This window comes from Rothia sp. HMSC061C12, from assembly GCF_001815755.1.
Lineage (GTDB): Bacteria > Actinomycetota > Actinomycetes > Actinomycetales > Micrococcaceae > Rothia > Rothia mucilaginosa.
Genome location: NZ_KV821854.1, coordinates 1 through 17,403, shown reverse-complemented (window position 1 = coordinate 17,403; position 17,403 = coordinate 1). Strand labels below are relative to the sequence as shown.

Annotated in this window: 15 protein-coding genes, 1 tRNA gene and 1 rRNA gene; 1 reads left to right on the top strand and 16 read right to left on the bottom strand. The window is 58.9% G+C overall.

Translation table 11 applies throughout. The features are described 5' to 3' along the window. Positions 1-221 precede the first annotated feature (221 nt). Positions 222-2,192, bottom strand: coding sequence for an NHL domain-containing thioredoxin family protein (locus tag HMPREF3055_RS03485; RefSeq protein WP_049352216.1), 1,971 nt, complete (start codon positions 2,190-2,192; stop codon positions 222-224). 416 nt (positions 2,193-2,608) lie between these two features. On the opposite strand from HMPREF3055_RS03485, the gene HMPREF3055_RS03480 reads away from it, so the two are divergent. Further along, positions 2,609-3,847 carry an alpha-hydroxy acid oxidase gene (locus tag HMPREF3055_RS03480; RefSeq protein ID WP_049340534.1) on the top strand — a complete coding sequence of 413 codons (1,239 nt, stop codon included), beginning with the start codon at positions 2,609-2,611 and terminating at the stop codon, positions 3,845-3,847. 123 nt (positions 3,848-3,970) lie between these two features. On the opposite strand, the gene HMPREF3055_RS03475 is transcribed toward HMPREF3055_RS03480, so the two are convergent. From HMPREF3055_RS03475 to rrf, 15 genes are all read right to left on the bottom strand, one after another. Then, the gene (locus HMPREF3055_RS03475) at positions 3,971-4,723 is read right to left on the bottom strand and encodes a hypothetical protein (RefSeq protein ID WP_049340532.1); all 753 of its coding nucleotides are present in this window, start codon (positions 4,721-4,723) and stop codon (positions 3,971-3,973) included. Between the two features lie 277 nt (positions 4,724-5,000). Further along, a complete protein-coding gene (locus tag HMPREF3055_RS03470) occupies positions 5,001-5,723 on the bottom strand; it encodes a transcriptional regulator (RefSeq protein ID WP_239663439.1) in 723 nt (240 codons plus the stop codon). Positions 5,724-5,970: 247 nt separating this feature from the next. Next, positions 5,971-6,693 (bottom strand): hypothetical protein, encoded by a 723-nt coding sequence (locus HMPREF3055_RS03465; protein ID WP_049354943.1) that lies wholly within the window; start codon positions 6,691-6,693, stop codon positions 5,971-5,973. Between the two features lie 213 nt (positions 6,694-6,906). Next, complete coding sequence (locus HMPREF3055_RS03455) at positions 6,907-7,764, bottom strand: hypothetical protein (protein ID WP_049350546.1); 858 nt, start codon at positions 7,762-7,764, stop codon at positions 6,907-6,909. 541 nt (positions 7,765-8,305) lie between these two features. Then, positions 8,306-8,593 carry an HU family DNA-binding protein gene (locus HMPREF3055_RS03450; protein ID WP_005506733.1) on the bottom strand — a complete coding sequence of 96 codons (288 nt, stop codon included), beginning with the start codon at positions 8,591-8,593 and terminating at the stop codon, positions 8,306-8,308. A gap of 92 nt (positions 8,594-8,685) precedes the next feature. Further along, entirely contained in the window at positions 8,686-8,991 is a 306-nt protein-coding gene (gene rpsN, locus HMPREF3055_RS03445; protein ID WP_005506731.1) for a 30S ribosomal protein S14, read from the bottom strand. Between the two features lie 2 nt (positions 8,992-8,993). Beyond that, on the bottom strand, positions 8,994-9,164 hold the full coding sequence (gene rpmG, locus HMPREF3055_RS03440; RefSeq protein WP_004005967.1) for a 50S ribosomal protein L33: 171 nt from the start codon (positions 9,162-9,164) through the stop codon (positions 8,994-8,996). A gap of 3 nt (positions 9,165-9,167) precedes the next feature. Continuing rightward, positions 9,168-9,404, bottom strand: coding sequence for a 50S ribosomal protein L28 (gene rpmB, locus HMPREF3055_RS03435; protein WP_004005966.1), 237 nt, complete (start codon positions 9,402-9,404; stop codon positions 9,168-9,170). An 823-nt stretch (positions 9,405-10,227) separates the two neighbouring features. After that, positions 10,228-11,040 (bottom strand): SGNH/GDSL hydrolase family protein, encoded by an 813-nt coding sequence (locus tag HMPREF3055_RS03430; protein WP_049340523.1) that lies wholly within the window; start codon positions 11,038-11,040, stop codon positions 10,228-10,230. Positions 11,041-11,198: 158 nt separating this feature from the next. Next, positions 11,199-12,029, bottom strand: a complete 831-nt coding sequence (locus tag HMPREF3055_RS03425) for an ABC transporter ATP-binding protein (RefSeq protein ID WP_049340521.1) — start codon at positions 12,027-12,029, stop codon at positions 11,199-11,201. A gap of 139 nt (positions 12,030-12,168) precedes the next feature. Then, a complete protein-coding gene (locus tag HMPREF3055_RS03420; protein ID WP_049346886.1) occupies positions 12,169-14,367 on the bottom strand; it encodes an acyltransferase family protein in 2,199 nt (732 codons plus the stop codon). A gap of 125 nt (positions 14,368-14,492) precedes the next feature. Next, positions 14,493-14,566: transfer RNA gene (locus HMPREF3055_RS03415), tRNA-Thr, on the bottom strand. A 229-nt stretch (positions 14,567-14,795) separates the two neighbouring features. Next, complete coding sequence (locus HMPREF3055_RS03410; RefSeq protein ID WP_049360034.1) at positions 14,796-15,674, bottom strand: DsbA family protein; 879 nt, start codon at positions 15,672-15,674, stop codon at positions 14,796-14,798. A gap of 423 nt (positions 15,675-16,097) precedes the next feature. Beyond that, positions 16,098-16,841, bottom strand: a complete 744-nt coding sequence (locus HMPREF3055_RS03405) for a DUF6891 domain-containing protein (protein ID WP_070688017.1) — start codon at positions 16,839-16,841, stop codon at positions 16,098-16,100. A 341-nt stretch (positions 16,842-17,182) separates the two neighbouring features. Beyond that, positions 17,183-17,299 (bottom strand): 5S ribosomal RNA (gene rrf / locus HMPREF3055_RS03400). Positions 17,300-17,403: the final 104 nt, after the last annotated feature.

The following is a 17,403-nucleotide window of genomic DNA, read 5'->3' as shown; positions in this document are numbered from 1 at the left end:
GGACGGGTGCCCCTGTAGGAGCGAGGATGACCCGGCCCTTTCGAGTCCCACAATCCTAAAAAGCACAAAGGGAACCGGCGCTATCCGTAGCGGTATCAGGGCGGCACAGCAGAAAAGGGTCAGTATTATCCGTAGCGACATCAGGGTGTCCGAAGCGAAGCGAGGACGGGTGCCCCTGTAGGAGCGAGGATAATACTGACCCTTGATTCTTTTATAGATCCCTAGTTGATACCGCGAAGGTCCAGGACGAGTTCGCTTTCGTCTGCTTCGTCACCGGTCACGACGACGGGAATACCCCAGTCCTGCTGGTAGAGGTGGCATGCTGCATGCTCGGGGATGTCACCGCCGGGGGTGCCGTCGCAGGCGGCGGCGCGTGCGGTGATGTGCAGGACTGCCTCGGTGATTTCGGGGTTGAGTACGAGGGTGCGGGTCAGTCCGGTGGAGGTGCCGGCGCCTTCCAGGATGAAGTTCTCGGGGGTGGATGAGATCTTCAGCTGGGTGGGGTCGCCCCAGCGGGTGTCGAGCTTCTGGCCGGTGGGCACGGTGAATCGTGAGGTGAATTCGAGGGTGCCGCCGGTGAGCTTGGTGGAGGGGCGTGCGGTGGTGATGGCGCCTTCGTCGACGTGCTGTGCCTTGGCGGGGATGGAGGCGCGTACAAGCTGGTGGGCGTTGGTTTCGACGATGATGAGGCGCGGTTCTTCGCCGGGTACTTCTTCGACGAGCAGGTCGGAGGGCTCGTCGAGGCCGCGTTCGAGGGTGCCGAGGGTGCCGGTAACCGGGTCCCAGCGGCGGATGGCGCCGTTGTAGGTGTCGGCGACTGCGATAGATCCGTCGGGCAGTTCGGTCAGGCCGAGGGGGTGCTGCATGCGGGCGGTGTCGGAGTCGCCGTCGACGAAGCCGAAGTCGAACAGGCCCTTGCCGACGGCGGAGGTGACCTGTACGCCGTCTTCGGTGAAGGTGATGTGGCGCAGGCCGCTGGTTTCGGAGCATGCGACCCAGAGGCTACCGTCGCGTGCTTCGATGATGCCGGAGGGCTGGGCGAACCATGCGTCGGCGGCAGGGCCGTCGGCGAGGCCTTCGACGCCGGAGCCTGCGAAGATGCTGACGGTGCCGGTGACGGGTTCGTAGCCGAAGAGCTGGTGGGTGCCTGCCATGGCGATGATGAACTGGCCGGCTTCGCGGGAGTAGACGGCATCCCAGGGCGAGGAGAGCGCAATCTCGGTGGCGGGTACACCGGCGGGGATGTGGTTGGGGTCGCCGGTGATGGCGTTGTCGCCATCGATGACGCGCTGCACGCCGTTGCCTGCGAGGGTGCGTACTTCGCCGGTGCTCAGGTTGAGGGAGCGCAGGCGGTGGTTGACGGTGTCGGCGACGAGCACGTCGTAGCCGAGCTGTTCGCGCAGGTTTTCGGGTACGAGGGCGAGGCCGGCGGGCTCGTTGAAGCGTGCTTCGGTGCCGGTGCCGTCGACGTGGCCCTTGACGGGGTGGTTGATGGGGTCGTTGCCGCCGCCGTAGGTGTTGATGACGGTGTTGAGGTCGGCTGCTACCTGCAGGATGCGGTGGCGTGCGCTGTCTGCGACGAGGTAGGTGCGTTCGCGGTTGCCGAAGAGGTTTGCGGGGCCGAATTCGGCGGGCAGTTCGATGGCCTTGCCGGGGAAGGCGTAGGTGCCGGCTGCCTTGGGGCGGGGCACGTAGGGGCCGTCACCGCGGTGTAGGGTGCCCTTCGCCTCGTGCTCGGCGACGAGTTCGCGTACGAGGGAGGTGAGGCCCTGCACGTGGCCTTCGCCGGAGAGGTGGGCGACGATGTAGCCTTCGGGGTCGACGACGACGAGGGTGGGCCATGCGCGGGCGGTGTAGGCCTGCCAGGTGGTCAGTTCGGGGTCGTCAAGTACGGGGTGGGTGATGTGGTAGCGGTCGACGGCTGCGGCGAGCGCTACGGGGTCTGCTTCGTGTTCGAATTTGGGGCTGTGTACGCCGACGGTGACGAGCACGTCGGAGAATTCTTCTTCGAGAGGGCGTAGTTCGTCGAGGACGTGCAGGCAGTTGATGCAGCAGAGGGTCCAGAAGTCGAGAATAACGATTTTGCCGCGAAGGTCCTGCAGGGTGAGGTTCTTGTCGCCGGTGTTGAGCCAGGCGCGGCCTTCGAGTTCGCTGGCGCGCACGCGTACGCTGCGGGTGGTGTTCTCACTCATGGGTTCTCTCTCCTGTTGGGTGCGCCGTGTGTGGGCGCGTCGGTTTGCTGTCCCCATTATGCCAGCGTGGTGGGGGTGGTTCGCTGGGAGTTGAGCATTGTGAACGCGGGAGGTAACGGCTCGTCATATTACGTCATATTTGCGTGAGTTGAGGAGTGCGAAAGTGGTATGCACGGGTTTGGAAATCATTGCATCTCATTCATTCGCCATGCCCTCCGGTACCGATACGCCGGGGCACCCCCGAAATATTTAACTTAATAAGTTAAGCCTTACCTAACTATTGATTAATCTAACCCTTAATTTTTAGACTGGGAGGGTGCGATTTTTCGCACACCCTTCTGCGGGACTCGCCGACGACCCCGCCCCCACCCAAGGCCCGCCCTGCAGGCGGCGCCCCCCCAAGAGAAAGGCCTCCCATGGTGCAACGTCAGCTCCCCAAGCCCAGCGAACTACTTGAATTTATGCAATTCAAGAAGCCCAGCCTCGACTTTGCAGGCAACCGCCTACAGAGCGCACTGACCATCTACGATTTGCGCCGCATCGCAAAGCGCCGCACACCAGCCGCCGCTTTCGACTACACGGACGGCGCCGCGGAAGGTGAACTGTCAATGACCCGCGCCCGCCAGGCCTTCGAGGATGTCGAGTTCCACCCGGGTATCCTGACGGATGTTTCCACCGTAGACACCACCACGAAGGTACTGGGTGGCACCTCCGCTCTACCCTTCGGTATCGCCCCCACGGGCTTTACACGCCTCATGCAGACCGAAGGCGAGATTGCCGGATCCGGCGCGGCGGGGGCAGCGGGCATCCCCTTCACCCTCTCAACCCTGGGTACAACCAGCATTGAGGATGTGCGCCGAGTCAACCCAAATGGCCGCCTGTGGTTCCAGCTGTACGTGATGCGTCAGCGTGAGATTTCCTACGGCTTGGTCGAGCGCGCCGCAAAGGCTGGCTACGATACGCTCTTCTTCACTGTAGATACGCCCATTGCGGGGGCGCGCCTGCGCGATAAGCGCAACGGCTTTTCCATTCCGCCCCAGCTTTCGCTGAAGACAGTGGCGAACGCGATTCCGCGCCCGTGGTGGTGGTATGACTTCCTCACCACGCCCAAATTGGAGTTCGCTTCACTCTCCTCGACAGGCGGCACGGTGGGCGAATTGCTGGACGCTGCCATGGATCCGTCCATCAATTACGAGGATCTTAAGGAAATCCGTGAGTTGTGGCCCGGCAAGATTGTCATTAAGGGCGTGCAAAACGTGGAGGATTCCAAGAAGCTGGCTGATTTAGGCGTGGACGGCATCCTACTGTCGAACCACGGCGGCCGCCAGTTGGACCGCGCTCCGGTTCCCTTCCACCTGCTCCCGGAAGTGGTTCGCGAGGTCGGCAAGGACACCGAAGTTATGGTGGATACCGGCATTATGAACGGCGCGGATGTGGTGGCCTCGCTGGCCTTGGGCGCCAAGTTCACGCTGATTGGCCGCGCCTACCTATACGGACTCATGGCGGGTGGCCGCCGCGGTGTGGATCGCACGATTGAGATCCTCTCGGAAGAGGTGCGCCGCACAATGCGCCTGCTACAGGTCAGTTGCGTTGAGGAACTCGAACCCAAGCATGTGACGCAATTGCGCCGCCTGCAACCCATTCCGAAGATTTAAACCTCTCCATCCCCGAGTGAGAAATAATTAAAGACGCCCCGCACGCATCACGTATAGATGCGCGCGGGGCGTTGGTATCCCTAGTGTGGTGGGCTGTTCTGCCCAGTGGGCAGGAGCTAGTTTTTACTTGGCGCCTGCAACCTCGGAGAGGTCACCAATCTTGGTGGGCTTGACCGGGGTCTTAGCGGTGCCGCTGAAGCCGTCGATACGGCCGGGTGCCTTCGGGGTTTCGATGGTGGAGACGTCAGTCGCCTGCTCAAAGGTCTTGGTGTTCAGCACGGATGCGGTGCCATCTGCATTGACAACGGTGTAGAGGTTGTCCTTGGGGTTGGTCTTGATCCAGGAGCCGTCCTCTTTCACGACGATGGTTGTACCGTTGGAGTCCATGCTGGTCCACACACCGTTATTCTGGATGCTGATGATAGCGCCGTCCTTGGATTCGAATGCAGCGAGTTCATCGGTGTAGTAGACGGTGCCATCGCTGGTCTGCACCTTCTTCACGCCGGACTGCTCCTTGAGCTGTTCCAGGGCTTTCTTGCTGGCGGTGTAGCCTGCGGAGGCTACCTGATTGGCGGATTCCTGACCCTTCTTGAGTGCTTCGGTTGCTTCGCTGGGCAGGTCGGTGGGAGTGCTGATGGTGCCCTGGGTGGTCTTAGTTTCTGCCTTGGTGGTTTCAGCTGCTGCGGAGGCGGTGCTCTTGGTGGTTGCTGCTGCGGAGGTGCTTGCGGGTGCCGAGGCAGTTGCGGAAGCGGTTGCAGAAGCGGACGCGCTTGCCGATGCGGAGGAGTTGGAGTTGGCGCCGGAGTTGCCGCCGCAGGCTGCGAGGCCGAGGGCACCGGCAATGGTCAGGGACAGAACAGCAATAGACTTCTTCACTGTATTTTCTCTTTCTGTATGCGCCGCTCTGCAACGGCGCAGTGCGTAGTGTGGTTGACCTGTACTCCGGTATGCCCGGTGTACGCCACCATGCTAGCACCGCGACCTGAAAGCTCCCTGAGATGGTGCGGTGCCCCCTCCCCCGCTTACGGGTCATCTCAGCTCTACTGGTCTTCTCAGCGCGGCTTGAAGACGCAAAAACGCCCCGCACGCATCACGTTCGGATGCGCACGGGGCGAACGGATCTAGCTAGTCGCCAGCTAAGCGGTGGATACGGTTAGTTCACAGCCATGCTAGTCGGCTTAACGGGGGTCTTCGGGGCGGGGAAATCTCCCACCGGAGCCGGGGTCTTGGGCACTTCCAGGGACTGGTAGTCGTCCGAAATCTCCGAGGTCTTAACGTTCATAATGGAAGCCGCGCCATTCTCATCAACGTTAATGATTTCACCGTTAGGCTTGACAGCGGCCCAGCCGCCCTTCTCAGTCACGGCGATAACCTCGCCTTCAGGGGTCACACGTACCCAGCTGCCGTCGTTCTCAATGCTGATGTAGCTACCGTTCTTAGCTTCGACAACAGCGATGCTTCCGTCAGGGTCAGCGTACACGTTACCTTCAGTGTTCGTAGTCCTCTTGGTGGAGTGATCTTTCTTAGCCTCTTCGACGGTTTCCTTGTAATGCTCGTAGACCTTCGGGCCGTAGCTACTATCGGTGGCGTCCGTGGGCATGGAGGAAGCACCCGACAAGCCACCCTTCTGGCTTTCGGATGCCTTAGCGGAGGAGCTCGAGCTATTTGCGTGTGCAGAAGCAGATGCACTTGCCGAAGTGGATGCTGAGGTAGCTGCCGAGGTGGTTGCAGTTGCGGACGCGTTGGAGGAGGCAGACGCGCTTGCCGAAGCGGACGCGCTCGCGGATGCACTCTGGCTTTCGGCGGGTGCCTTGGCGTTGGAGCTGCACGCGGCAAGACCGAAGGTTGCGGCGAGGCTCAGGGACAGAACAGCCATAGTTTTCTTCACTGTGTTCTCTTTTCTGGTAGATCCCCGTGCTATGCCGGGGAGACCTATAGTGTGGTTGTTTGTTGAGTGAGAGTTGAGTGAGAGCTAGATTCTGAGCGCCTCCCTAATCCTAACAACAGTTATGCGAAGCTTCCTATTTTCCCTAGGAGTTCAGCGCAACTTGAAGACGCAAAACGGCCCCGCACGCATCACGTTCGGATGCGCACGGGGCGTTTGTTATGCACTGGTCAGCTTATTACTTCTTGGGCTGAACGGGCTTGACGGGGGTGACCTTAGCCTGTGCGGGCTTTGCGGGAACCTTCGGAGCCTTCAGATCTGCCTTCTCGCCGCCAACGATGGAGGTTACTTCACCGGATGCGTCCACGGTTGCCTGCAGGCCGCTGTTAGCCTGGATGCTCCAGGAGCCGTCAGCCTTGACTGCAACCTGGCCGTTTGCGTCCTGGCGGCTCCAGGAGCCGTCAGCCTGTACAGCTACCTGACCTTCGTCGCCCTGAATGGACCAGCCGCCGTCCTCGGAAACGATAACGTCGCCCTCAACGGTGGAGGAGGATGCTGCGTTGCCCTCGGAGTCCTTGGACTCAGCCTTGGTGCCCTTTTCGTCGGACTCTACCTTGGAGGAGTTACCCTCGGAGTCCTTAGCGTCTACGGATGCCTTGCCGTCTGCGCCGACCTTCACGTCTGCGGAGTTGCCTTCGCCGTCGTTAGCCTTGACGGTGACGTTGCCGTCCTTGTCAACCTTCACATCTGCTGTAGCAGAAGCGGAAGCTGCAGAGGTGGTTGCCGCCGAGGATGCCTTAGCCGATGCGCTTGCAGATGCAGTTGCCGAAGCGGAAGCGGATGCGGATGCAGTGGCGGTGGTGGAAGAGGACTGGGAGCCACATGCGCTCAGGCCCAGTGCGCCTGCGAAAGCGATGGACAGAACCGCGGTGGTCTTCTTCATTGCGGGGGCGATTGCCATTGTTTCTCCTTGTGGTTGTTAGTATGGTGCGGCTAGTTGACGACGTATTCGCGTCGTGCGCAGAATCCTTGTGGGATTCCATAACGATTATCGGTGTAACCAACCGCGTTAATTCTATCGAGTTTGGGTGTGATTATCCGGGCGTGTGGGCGTTTATCCGCATTCTAGCGAGTGGGATAGCCTACGTTTTCACCCAGCTTGTCAGCCAGCTTCTTAGCGGCGGGGAGTGACGGGCTTGACGGGGTTAGCGACAGCACCGGCGGGCTTGAGGGGGACGCTGGGTACCTTAACCGCGCCTTTGCCGCCGGTCTGTTCCCAGGTGCCGTTAGCTTCTACCTCGATTACGCCGTTCTCGCCGGTCTGTTCCCAGGAGCCGTCAGCATCAACCTCAACGACGCCTCCATCGCCAACGCGCTCCCAGGAGCCGTCAGCTCGTACCTCGATGATGTCGCCGTTGGGGGCGTGGTAGGACCAGCCGCCGTCGGTCTTGATTTCGATGAGGGTGTAGCCGTTGGCTGCGCTGACGGTTCCGCTGTCGACGGTCACGGTGCCGTTACCGGAGCTGTTACCTGCGCCGTTGGAGCCGTTCTTGGCGGTGGTTTCACCGGCCTTTTCGTCGACCTTTGCGGAGGAGCCCGAGTTGTTCGATGCCGAGCTGCCATTGACGGTTGCGTTGCCGCTAACATCGGCGGTCACGCCGGTTCCGTTCGCGCCGTTGACGGTCACATTACCGTTGGCGTCTGCGGTGACCCCGGTACCATCAGCACCGCTGACGGTCACACCGTTTTCGGTGACGGTGACGGTGCCCTGGGAGCTGCTTGCGGTGGCGCTCGGGGAGGCTGCGTCGCTTGCCTTGACGGTGACCTTGCCGTTGCCCGCGTTGACTGCTGCGTCGGCGGTGGAGGATGCCTTAGCGGTCGCGGTGGCGGTGGGTGCCGGGTTGGAGGTGTTCTGTGTACCGCAGGCGCTCAGGCCGAGTGCTGCGATTGCTGCCAGGGACAGTGCTGCCGCGCCGGTGCGGAAGCGACGGTTGGTGGCCTGTGCGGAAGTGTGCAGTGCGGGGCGTGCCATGAGGTGGTTCTCCTTGTGCATCCCGGAGGGTCAATCGTCCGGGGTTTGTATGGTTGATTTTCCGGTTGGGTGGGGCCGCCGCGTATGGTGTGTGGCTTTTCCTTCGCCGGTGATTCCAGCTTAGGGTGTGAGTCTAAGATTGAGCTTTAGTTTGCTGTGTTTAAGCTGTGTCCAAACGGGGATGTATAAGTATTTTTCCCAGCGGGGTTTGATAATCGCGATTTTTCGCTCAGCTCATGCATAGCTTTCTGCTTAAATGTATAAATTTTCTTTATTTTTTCTGTAGCCCATCATAGCTTCCCCTGTGAAACCGAGCTACTTTCTGTATCTTATGCTCGAGTTAAGGGTTAGGGTCTTGAAGACCCACCTTGTGCACGCTCCCTGCCTTGCGCACGCTCCCCGCCGCACGTGCCCTCCCAGCCCTCCAGACGCGCCCCCTCCCCCAGCACCCCATACCCCTATCGTCAAGAGAGCATCTGGGCATACTAAAAGACCCCCACCATATTGGTGGGGGTCTTTAGCAGATTCAAAGTCTCAAGAATTACTTCTTCTTAGCGACTGCTGCCTTCAGCTTGGAGCCTGCGGTCAGCTTCACGCCGTGACCGGCGGGAATCTGGATGGTTTCGCCGGTCTGCGGGTTACGGCCGGTACGAGCTGCACGGTCGGTGCGCTCGATTGCCATCCAACCGGGGATGGTGATCTTCTCGCCCTTGGAGACGGAAGACTCGAAAACCTGGAACACTGCGTCGAGGACTGCGTTTACAGTTGCCTGGCTCTTGCCAGACTTCTCTGCAACCTCTGCAACGAGTTCGGTACGGTTCTTAGCCATTAGGGTGCCCCTTCCAGAGACTTAAGGTTTGAGTCTAAAGCGAGTGACCGTCGGTAACGACGGAAAACCGTTTAGGAACTAAAATACCAGATTTACCAGCTGGACTTGGTGATACCGGGCAGCTCGCCACGGTGTGCCATCTCGCGGAAGCGCACGCGGGAGATACCGAACTTCTGGAAGGTACCGCGGGGGCGGCCGTCGATCTGGTCGCGGTTACGCACGCGAACGGGGGAAGCGTTGCGGGGCAGCTTCTGCAGTGCCACGCGTGCTGCTTCGCGCTCCTCGGGGGTAGCGTTCTCGTCGATTAGGGTCTTCTTCAGCGCGATACGCTTCTCGTTGTAGCGAGCGACGATGACCTTGCGCTGCTCGTTGCGAGCGATCTTGGACTTCTTAGCCATTCTTAGCGCTCCTCTCGGAAGTCAACGTGCTTGCGAACGACGGGGTCGTACTTCTTCAGCACCATACGGTCGGGGTTGTTGCGGCGGTTCTTACGGGTCACGTAGGTGTAACCGGTGCCAGCAGTGGACTTGAGCTTGATGATAGGACGGAGGTCCTTAGCCTTGGATGCCATTTACTAGATCTTCTCCCCGCGTGCGATGATTTCTGCAACAACGGCATCGATGCCACGAGCATCGATAACCTTGATGCCCTTAGCGGACACGTTCAGGGTTACCTTACGACGCAGCGAAGGAACCCAGTAGGTCTTCTTCTGAACGTTCGGGTCGAATCGACGCTTGTTGCGGCGATGCGAGTGCGAAATGCTGTGTCCAAAGCCGGGAACAGCTCCGGTCACCTGGCAGACTGCTGCCATGTTTCACTCCTTTATTGATTGACTTTTATGACGGTACGCAGTCGATGTTACTCGTGAGCGTCCCGCCACCAATGTAGAAGCACCGGGTTATTCGCCGGGCTAGAGTGTTTGAGATCGTCACGTGGGTGAGAGGCCACGCATCGATCCCCGCCGCGGGAAAAACGGTGAAGCTTATTAGTGTCGAGAGGCGTTTCCACCACTACGAACAGCGTTAAATTCTAGGTAAATACGGGGGTTCGTGCAAGCCTGCACGCCGGATTTTGCCTTAAAAATCCGCGGAATCTCGGTGTTCTGAGCCAATTGCATCTCGTTTAAGCGAAGTGCTCGATTCGCGGATGCACGCCTGCCTTCGAGCGGCAAACATACCTATCCATTCTATCAAAAATGGGTGTTTTTGCAAGTCCAGATGTTTTTAAGGAATTCTTTAACGCCCCTAGTCAGGCGTTAATGCGCCTTTTTAAGAACGGATGTTCTCTATGTGACCGGGGATAAATTACACCGGTGAAATTCATGTTGTGAGATTAACAGCTTAAGCCGGATTTAAGCCTTAAACAGCCCCGCGCCACCGCTTCTTGCGGTGTGCGCAGGGCTATTAAACGGGCTTAAATACGCGTTTAAAGAGCTTTTAACTCTCGTTTTAACGCTTCCGCCCCGGTTTTAAAGGGCGGTTTAAGGGGTCGCAACGGTACGGGTAACGGCGGATTTACCGTTCCAGTTACGGCGTAGATGCAGGCACAAATACGGTACAGATACCGCGCAGGACACTCCCCCGGCGTACAGTTTTACGCCGTACCGTGAGCCACCGCGCCCCTAGTTCTTCAGCCTAGTTCTTAAGACTTGCCGCGGGCACCCACTGCGGGTACTTGGGGCTCACACCGTCCCCGGAGCTTGTTCCCTTTAGACGGCGGCCAATCCACGGCAGGGCAAACTCACGGACCCAGCGTGCCTCCTGCTCGATCTTCTCGCGGGCGGTCAGCTGCACCTCCGGGGGCAGTACCGATTCGGTGATCACACCGGGCAGGCCGAGCTGCGCCAGTACGCGAGATGCGAAGCGTTCGTGGCCGAGGTCGTTCATGTGCAGGCGGTCGTCAGCCCACAGACGCCAATCAAGGAAGTCGTTCCAGCGCCAGTAGTCGATAATGTGCACGCCGTGGTCCTCAGCGATACCACGCAGTAGCTCGTTGTAGGTGGCGGTACGGCCGCGGGTACGGGCGAAGGGGCCCTGGCCCTGTACATCCAGGCCGGTTACGGTAAGCACTTCGATTCCTTCGCCGCGCAGGGTGGCGAAGGCTTCGTCTACGTGAGTCATGAGCTGGTCAATATCCACGTTGGGTCGCATGATGTCATTGCCGCCACCGTAGAAGGTGACAATGTTGGGGCAGAGGTCCAGGGCTCGAGGCAGCTGTTCATCCAGGATGGGACCGAGCAGGCGGCCGCGGATAGCAAGGTTTGCGTACTGCGCCTGCGGGTCTACTGCACCGATGCCTTCGGCAACGCGGTCTGCCCAGCCGCGCAGGCTGTTAGGGCGGCGGCGGTCAACGTCGCCCACACCTTCGGTGAAGGAGTCGCCGATTGCCACGTAGCGTACTGATTCACCGTTGAGCTTGCCGTTGGAGTCTAGGAGCGGGGTCGTCATTGTGTTCTTCTTTCCGGGCCTCTATAGAGAATGACCCTTCTGTGGAAGAAGCCGGCACACCCGCGCGGTGTACCGGCTTCTTCGCTTAGCTTTCGGTGCGTCCTACTTTCCAGTATCCCACTGTTATGGGCACTTCATCAGATATGAGCGGGGGTTTCTTAGGATGCGACAGCTGAACCGGCAACGGTGGACGCACTCCGGGGATGCGGAACAACCACGACGCTGCCGTCGTTAAACGGATCGGCGACCTCTGCTTTCAGACCGAAAATGGTGTGCAGGTTCTCACGGGTGAGCACGTCGTGTGCTTCGCCTTGGGCGACGATGGAGCCGTCCTTCATAGCGACGAGGTAATCAGCGACTCGAGCGGCGAGGTTCAGTTCGTGCAGCACCATGATCATGGTGGTGCCGCGCTGTTCGTTGAGGTCCGAGAGTAGGTCGAGTAGCTCCACCTGATGTGCCAGGTCGAGGTAGGTGGTCGGCTCGTCCAGCAGTAGAATGTCAGTTTCTTGGGCGAGCGCCATGGCAATCCAGACGCGCTGACGTTGGCCGCCGGAGAGTTCGGTGACCTGTCGTTCGGCGAGGGACATAGTGTCGGTGGCTTCTAGCGCCCAGGCGACCGCCTCATCATCTTCGGCGCTATTGCGTTTGAAGAGGCCTTGGTAGGGGTAGCGGCCGCGGGAGACCAGGTCTGCTACGGTAATTCCTTCGGGGGCGATGGGATGCTGGGGCATGAGCCCAACCATGCGGGCGAAGCCCTTCATGGAGTATTCGTGGGTGGGTTTGCCGTCGAGGGTGAAGTCGCCGTTGAGCGGCTTGAGTAGTCGGGAGACACCGCGTAGCAGGGTGGATTTACCGCAGCCGTTGGGGCCGATGATGGCGGTAACTTTGCCCTTCGGGAATTCGAGGGAGAGGTCTTTGACGATGGTGGTTTCGCCGTAGCCGAGGCTGACGTTCTCTACTTTGAGGGTGCGTTCGGTGATTTCTTTCATGGCGTCCTTTCTTCTCTAAGGCTTTTCCCGGGAGCCTCCTAACTTAGCCTATCCTAATTTCGGGTCAGAATATAGCGAATCCCCCGAACCGTTCACACTTCTGTAGAACAGCACGGGGGATCCGCTATATCGGCGAACTTTAGAAGTTCACTTTTCCGTTGACGAGCCAGCCGCCTTCCGCTGCACGCTGGAAGACTTCCTGAGCCATGGTGCGGCTGTAGGTCTTGGAGACATGGTTGTCATCGATGTAGACGTAGATGTTTCCAACCACGGGGCTGCACATGCCGTCCGGGCAGTACACGTCCTTCAGGTCCACCATGACGGCACCCTGGTTGCGGTACTTGTCGAAGATTTCCTTTGCAGGGTTTTCTGCGGCGTACTTGTCGCTTGCGGGTCGTGCGCAGGAGCTCTTGTCGGCGCCGGCCTTCTGAGCGCATTCGTAGATGTTGTACTCGAAGCGCGGGTTATCGCGCAGGCCAATGACCTGGACTCCTGCTTCGGTGAGGCGGCGGACCGTCTCATCGAGGCTCGGGTCGACTCGTTCGTCGTTCGAGCGTGCCTGGGCAACGGTGGCGATGAGCACCACGGTCTGCGGCTTACGCTTGAGAATTTCCTCGGTCATCTTGGTGTTGAATTCCGAGCATTCGTTGCTGGCGTTGACGGCGCGGACCGGGTACTGGCAGCCACCGAGCAGGTAGGTCTGCAGGTTGGTTTTGGTCTGTTCTGCGATGGGCTTGAAGATGCTCAGCGCCTGTTCGGCGTGGGAGTTACCGATGACCATGGTCAGCGGTGCGTCCTCGGGTCCGTACTTCTGCAGGCTGCAGTACTTGGCGAGTGCCGGGTCGGAGGGCGCGAAGCTGCCAACGCAGGGGTCGCTCAGTCCGTCGAACTGGGTTTTGACGTCACCACCGGAGGGGATGGGGTTGTCAATGAGTCCCTGCTGGGCGCCGCCGATAGCGCGGGCGCCGGGGTAGTTTTCGCTGGCGGTCTGTACCTGCAGTTCGGCGTTCTGCTCGGACTGGGTGTTGCGGTAGCCTACCCATGCCTGTGCGGCTACCAGGGGTACACCTGCGACCAGGAAGATCGCGAGGATGAAGGCGAGCTGGTCTGCCCAGGTCTTGACCGAGAAGATGGTCTTGAAGCGCATCTTCATCATGAGCCAGGGTACGAAGGGGTCCTTGCGGTAGCGCAGCGGCTTCTCGACGAAGCGGATGAGCAACCATGCCAGGCCGATGGAGGTAAGGATGATGACAGCACCTTCGATGAAGTTCACGCGGGAGGTACCGACGGCGCTGCTGTAGAGGATGAGGATGGGCCAGTGCACCAGGTACAGGGCGTAGGAGATGTTGCCGAGGTTCTGCAGGGGTGCGGAGACCAGCAGTCGATCGATGCCCCAGCGGCTGTTGGTGCGGCCTGCCATGATGACGAGGGCGCCGGAGAGCACGGGCCAGAGCGCCAGGTAGCCGGGGAAGGCTCGTTCGACGGGCAGGATTGCACCGCAGGTGACCAGGCCGATGATGCCGACCCAGCCCATGACGACTCGCGCCTTTTCGGGCGCCTTCCATTTGAGGGTGAGCATCGCCAGCAGGGTGCCGATGGCGAATTCCCACAGGCGGGTGCGGGTGTCGAAGTAGGCGAATCCCTGGTTGGTGTCGGTTTCGACGATGGAGAAGGTCAGGGATGCTACGAATACCGTGTTGAAGATGAATACCGCGGTGGTGAAAAGGTTCCCGCGGAATCGGTGCACGACGTAGGCTACTGCGGCGAAGAGCAGGGGCCAGATGATGAAGATCTGCCCCTGGATGGAGAGCGACCAGAAGTGCTGGAAGGGTGACTTCACGGAAGCGTTTTGGGCGTAGTAGTCCACGGAGCTGAACGCGAGGTTCCAGTTCTGGAAGTAGAACAGGGAGCTCGTTGCGTCGGTGACGGTTTGCGACCAGCGGCTGGGCGCGAGCACGAAGAAGGACGCAATCGTGGTACACGCGATAACCACGGTGGCTACGGGTAGCAGTCGCTGGAAGACGTGCATCCAGTAGCTGAAGAGATTGAGGGGTTTGCCTTCGTTGATCTTACGCATGAAGGAGAGCGAGAGCAGGAAGGCGGAGATGAAGAGGAAGACATCCACACCGCCGGAGACTTTGCCGACCCAGACGTGGTAGAGCACCACGAGGAGCACGGCGAAGGCTCGCAGGCCCTGAATTTCAGGGCGGAATCCTCGCGATTCGATGAACTCTTCGAGGGGGTAGTCGCTGGCTTCGCGTGCTTTGATGCTGCGCGGGGCGGTGGTGTAGGTTCCCTGCGAGGCGGGAGCCTGCGGGGTTCCGGAGGTTTCAGACATTCTCGGTTCCTCAGGATGGATGTCGATGTGCTAGTGCGGGTCCCTTAGACACTACAGGACACTCGTACAATAAAATCCTGATCCGCACCTCTGCTATGAGGCTGGTGCGAACCAGGATTTTTCTGAGCCCCCTACCGGATTCGAACCGGTGACCCTCTGTTTACAAGACAGATGCTCTGGCCAACTGAGCTAAGGAGGCAACCTGTCCAGTGTACCCTATTCTCTTGGTTGAGTCTGCTTAGTTGTTCTTTTAGGGTTTGGTTGAGAATACTTCTAAATTATGGGGTGATGGTATGTTCGTTTCCTTCGTTTTACCCCTTATGAGCACCGCTTCTGTACGCTGCTCACCCACCCCTCGTACTTATCACCGTGTATGGAAAAACCCGGTAGCCTCACGCCGAGGTTACCGGGTTTTCGTATCGAAGCGGTTACTTCTTCTTAGCTTCGATCTTTTCCTTCAGGAAGGTGCTGAAGTCGTTGCTGGTGTACTGGTCACCATCAACGAAGACGGTGGGGGTACCCTTAATACCGTTCTTTGCGGATTCAGCGTTGACCACGTCCACGAAGGGGCGCCACTTGCCATCGTTCATATCGGAGCCGATGGACGCACCGTGCTTAGAAGCGATGTCGGCGATCTGCTGGTTGTTCATGTCGCCGCGGCCCTGGTGAGTAAAGATCTCACGCTGGTAGTTCAGGAAGTCGCTGGTGCTGACCTGGTTGGCCACGGAATATGCTGCTGCCGCGTTACGTGCGGAGTAAGCGGTGGGCGAGGAGCGGTCCAGGAAGGTCAGGTTGCGGATTTCCAGGGTGATGGTGCCGTCCTCGACGAGCTTCTGGATTTCTTCACCGTACTTCTTCTCGAACTCTGCACAGTGCACGCAGTTGTAGTCCTGGAAGATGGTCACGCGTACGGGCTGGCCGTTCTTGGATGCCTCTTCAGCGGTCTGCACGCCCGGGGGCAGGGTGTTGACTGCTGCTGCGGTTCCGTTGACCATGGGGGTCACGGAGGAGGTCGAGGTTGCGAGTTGCTTGAAGTCGCGGTTCTCCTGGGTGGAGGAGTTCTGGACGATGCCGTCCTTGGTCAGCACAATGCCACCGTATTCGTTGGCGCTGGAGGGCACCGGGCCGCTTTCTGCTACCTTGGTGTTCTTGTTGCCGTTGACTACGACGAAGCCGATGATACCTACGATGATGAGGACCACGGCGAGTACGCCGAACTGGAGCCAGCGGCGGCTTGCCTGGCTGGGGCTCTTCTTGGCCTGCTGGGCCGCAATCTGGCGGGCTTTTTCGCGAGCGTCGGTCGACATGCCTGCTCCTTTGGTTGGGAATATGGGTGGCGGTTCGTCCACTTCTTCTAGCCTACTCCGGTTGGAGTGAGCGTCCATCCGAGCAAAGCTCAGACGACCTGACTCTTCCGGCCCGGGGTTGTTCTTATCCCCTATAGGGTGTTCTAGAGCTCAGCTTCTGCCGTATATAGCAGCTGAAAGCTATGTCGATCAGTTCCTATCACGTGGATAGGTTCCGTCTAATCTCTAGTGTGGACGTACCGCGCTACCCGTCTAGCCTACCGAATGGGTGCCGTATCGGCTAGTTAATACTCTGACTGAGATATCGTGGTGTCTGTTCTCACGCTCTCAGCTTATTTTCCTCGTAAACTTTCGTAGCGTTGGGAGGTTCCTCCCCTGCCACAAGCTACTCCGAGGCACCCACCCGGTTCGGTTCACCAGCCGTTAGGGAATGTTATAGACTTCCACTCCCCCAATGAACGGGCGAGTATCGAAATTCCCCTTCCACTTCACACTCAGACCGTGCTTCTCCAGTACGGGAATAATAGTGTCCTTCATGAGCTCCACGGAGAGCTTCTTGTGAAGGGCACTGATCTCTTCCTTCTGCGCATCGCTCAGCGCGTTCCATTCATTTTCGTCCCTGGGGTAGGCAAGGAAGGAGCCGAACCCAACGTAGGTGCCGCCGCTTTCAGCGAGGCTTTCAGTGTCCTGCTGGTGGAAGTAGATGTATCCCTTCCACTCACGGCTGTCGTCGATCTCGTCCCAGATTTCTGCGGATGCGCAGGTACCGCAGCAGGTGAAGTTCTGTCGTGCGATGACTCCTTCTTCTTCCAGCGCTGCGAAGGCGCGGTTGAGGTTGGAGTTCTTCTGCATTTCGGGGGTAATGCCCAGCTCAGCGGCGAATGCACGACGACGCTTGATGAGCTCTTCCACGTAGTCTTCTACGCGCTTTTCCCAGAGCTTGCTGTCTTCGTTCTCCCCATCGTATTCCAGCTCGAGTGCATCCATCACATAATCGGTGATCGTTTCTACGTACTGCTCAGTATCAGATTCACCCATGAACAGCAGGGGCCAGATGGGCCAGAGCAGCTCAGCTTCGTCTTCTTCGTCCAGTCCCCATTCTTTGGGGAAGGGCGGGTCGAGGCGTTCTTCGCTCCAGCGTTCGTAGATGCTCTTCTCATCAGCCATGATGATGCTCCTTTGTTTGCTCTCTACTCGTTGAAGTAGAGATATGGACTGCTCTTGCTGTTAAGGTACCAAGAGTTTCTCTGCCGTGCCCTCTATTTCGTCATTCAGGCGGATCTGTGAACTCCCCATCTCCTTGCCTCTGTATCAGGTTGGCACGCTGTCTGGCGAGGCTACATCCCCTGTTCCGCTGCCTCTCTGCTGAATCTCTGCGTCTCTGGGTCTATGAGTCTCTGCACCTTTGCTGAGTTAGGTGTCTTTCGTTCCAGGAGTTTTCGTTCTAGGAGTTTTTGGGTACACAAAAAGAGGGGAAGACCTATAAGGTCTTCCCCTCTTGAATAAAAAACCCGCGGTGACCTACTCTCCCACACCCTCAAAAGTGCAGTACCATCGGCGCGAAGAGTCTTAGCTTCTGGGTTCGGAATGGAACCAGGCGTTTCCCTCTTGCTATAACCACGGAAAATCTAGCGAATAACTTCGTTATTCAAAATTTCCGAATAAAAAGCCTCAACTTCCCAAAGGAAGCCCAGGGTTATTATCCAAAAACCATACAGTGAACGCAAAC

Bases quoted from the DNA above. Each gene is read 5' to 3' on its own strand.
- HMPREF3055_RS03485 (WP_049352216.1), bottom strand. From the start codon at position 2,192: ATGAGTGAGAACACCACCCGCAGCGTACGCGTGCGCGCCAGCGAACTC.
- HMPREF3055_RS03480 (WP_049340534.1), top strand. From the start codon at position 2,609: ATGGTGCAACGTCAGCTCCCCAAGCCCAGCGAACTACTTGAATTTATG.
- HMPREF3055_RS03470 (WP_239663439.1), bottom strand. From the start codon at position 5,723: ATGGCTGTTCTGTCCCTGAGCCTCGCCGCAACCTTCGGTCTTGCCGCG.
- HMPREF3055_RS03465 (WP_049354943.1), bottom strand. From the start codon at position 6,693: ATGGCAATCGCCCCCGCAATGAAGAAGACCACCGCGGTTCTGTCCATC.
- HMPREF3055_RS03455 (WP_049350546.1), bottom strand. From the start codon at position 7,764: ATGGCACGCCCCGCACTGCACACTTCCGCACAGGCCACCAACCGTCGC.
- HMPREF3055_RS03450 (WP_005506733.1), bottom strand. From the start codon at position 8,593: ATGGCTAAGAACCGTACCGAACTCGTTGCAGAGGTTGCAGAGAAGTCT.
- rpsN (WP_005506731.1), bottom strand. From the start codon at position 8,991: ATGGCTAAGAAGTCCAAGATCGCTCGCAACGAGCAGCGCAAGGTCATC.
- rpmG (WP_004005967.1), bottom strand. From the start codon at position 9,164: ATGGCATCCAAGGCTAAGGACCTCCGTCCTATCATCAAGCTCAAGTCC.
- rpmB (WP_004005966.1), bottom strand. From the start codon at position 9,404: ATGGCAGCAGTCTGCCAGGTGACCGGAGCTGTTCCCGGCTTTGGACAC.
- HMPREF3055_RS03430 (WP_049340523.1), bottom strand. From the start codon at position 11,040: ATGACGACCCCGCTCCTAGACTCCAACGGCAAGCTCAACGGTGAATCA.
- HMPREF3055_RS03425 (WP_049340521.1), bottom strand. From the start codon at position 12,029: ATGAAAGAAATCACCGAACGCACCCTCAAAGTAGAGAACGTCAGCCTC.
- HMPREF3055_RS03420 (WP_049346886.1), bottom strand. From the start codon at position 14,367: ATGTCTGAAACCTCCGGAACCCCGCAGGCTCCCGCCTCGCAGGGAACC.
- HMPREF3055_RS03410 (WP_049360034.1), bottom strand. From the start codon at position 15,674: ATGTCGACCGACGCTCGCGAAAAAGCCCGCCAGATTGCGGCCCAGCAG.
- HMPREF3055_RS03405 (WP_070688017.1), bottom strand. From the start codon at position 16,841: ATGGCTGATGAGAAGAGCATCTACGAACGCTGGAGCGAAGAACGCCTC.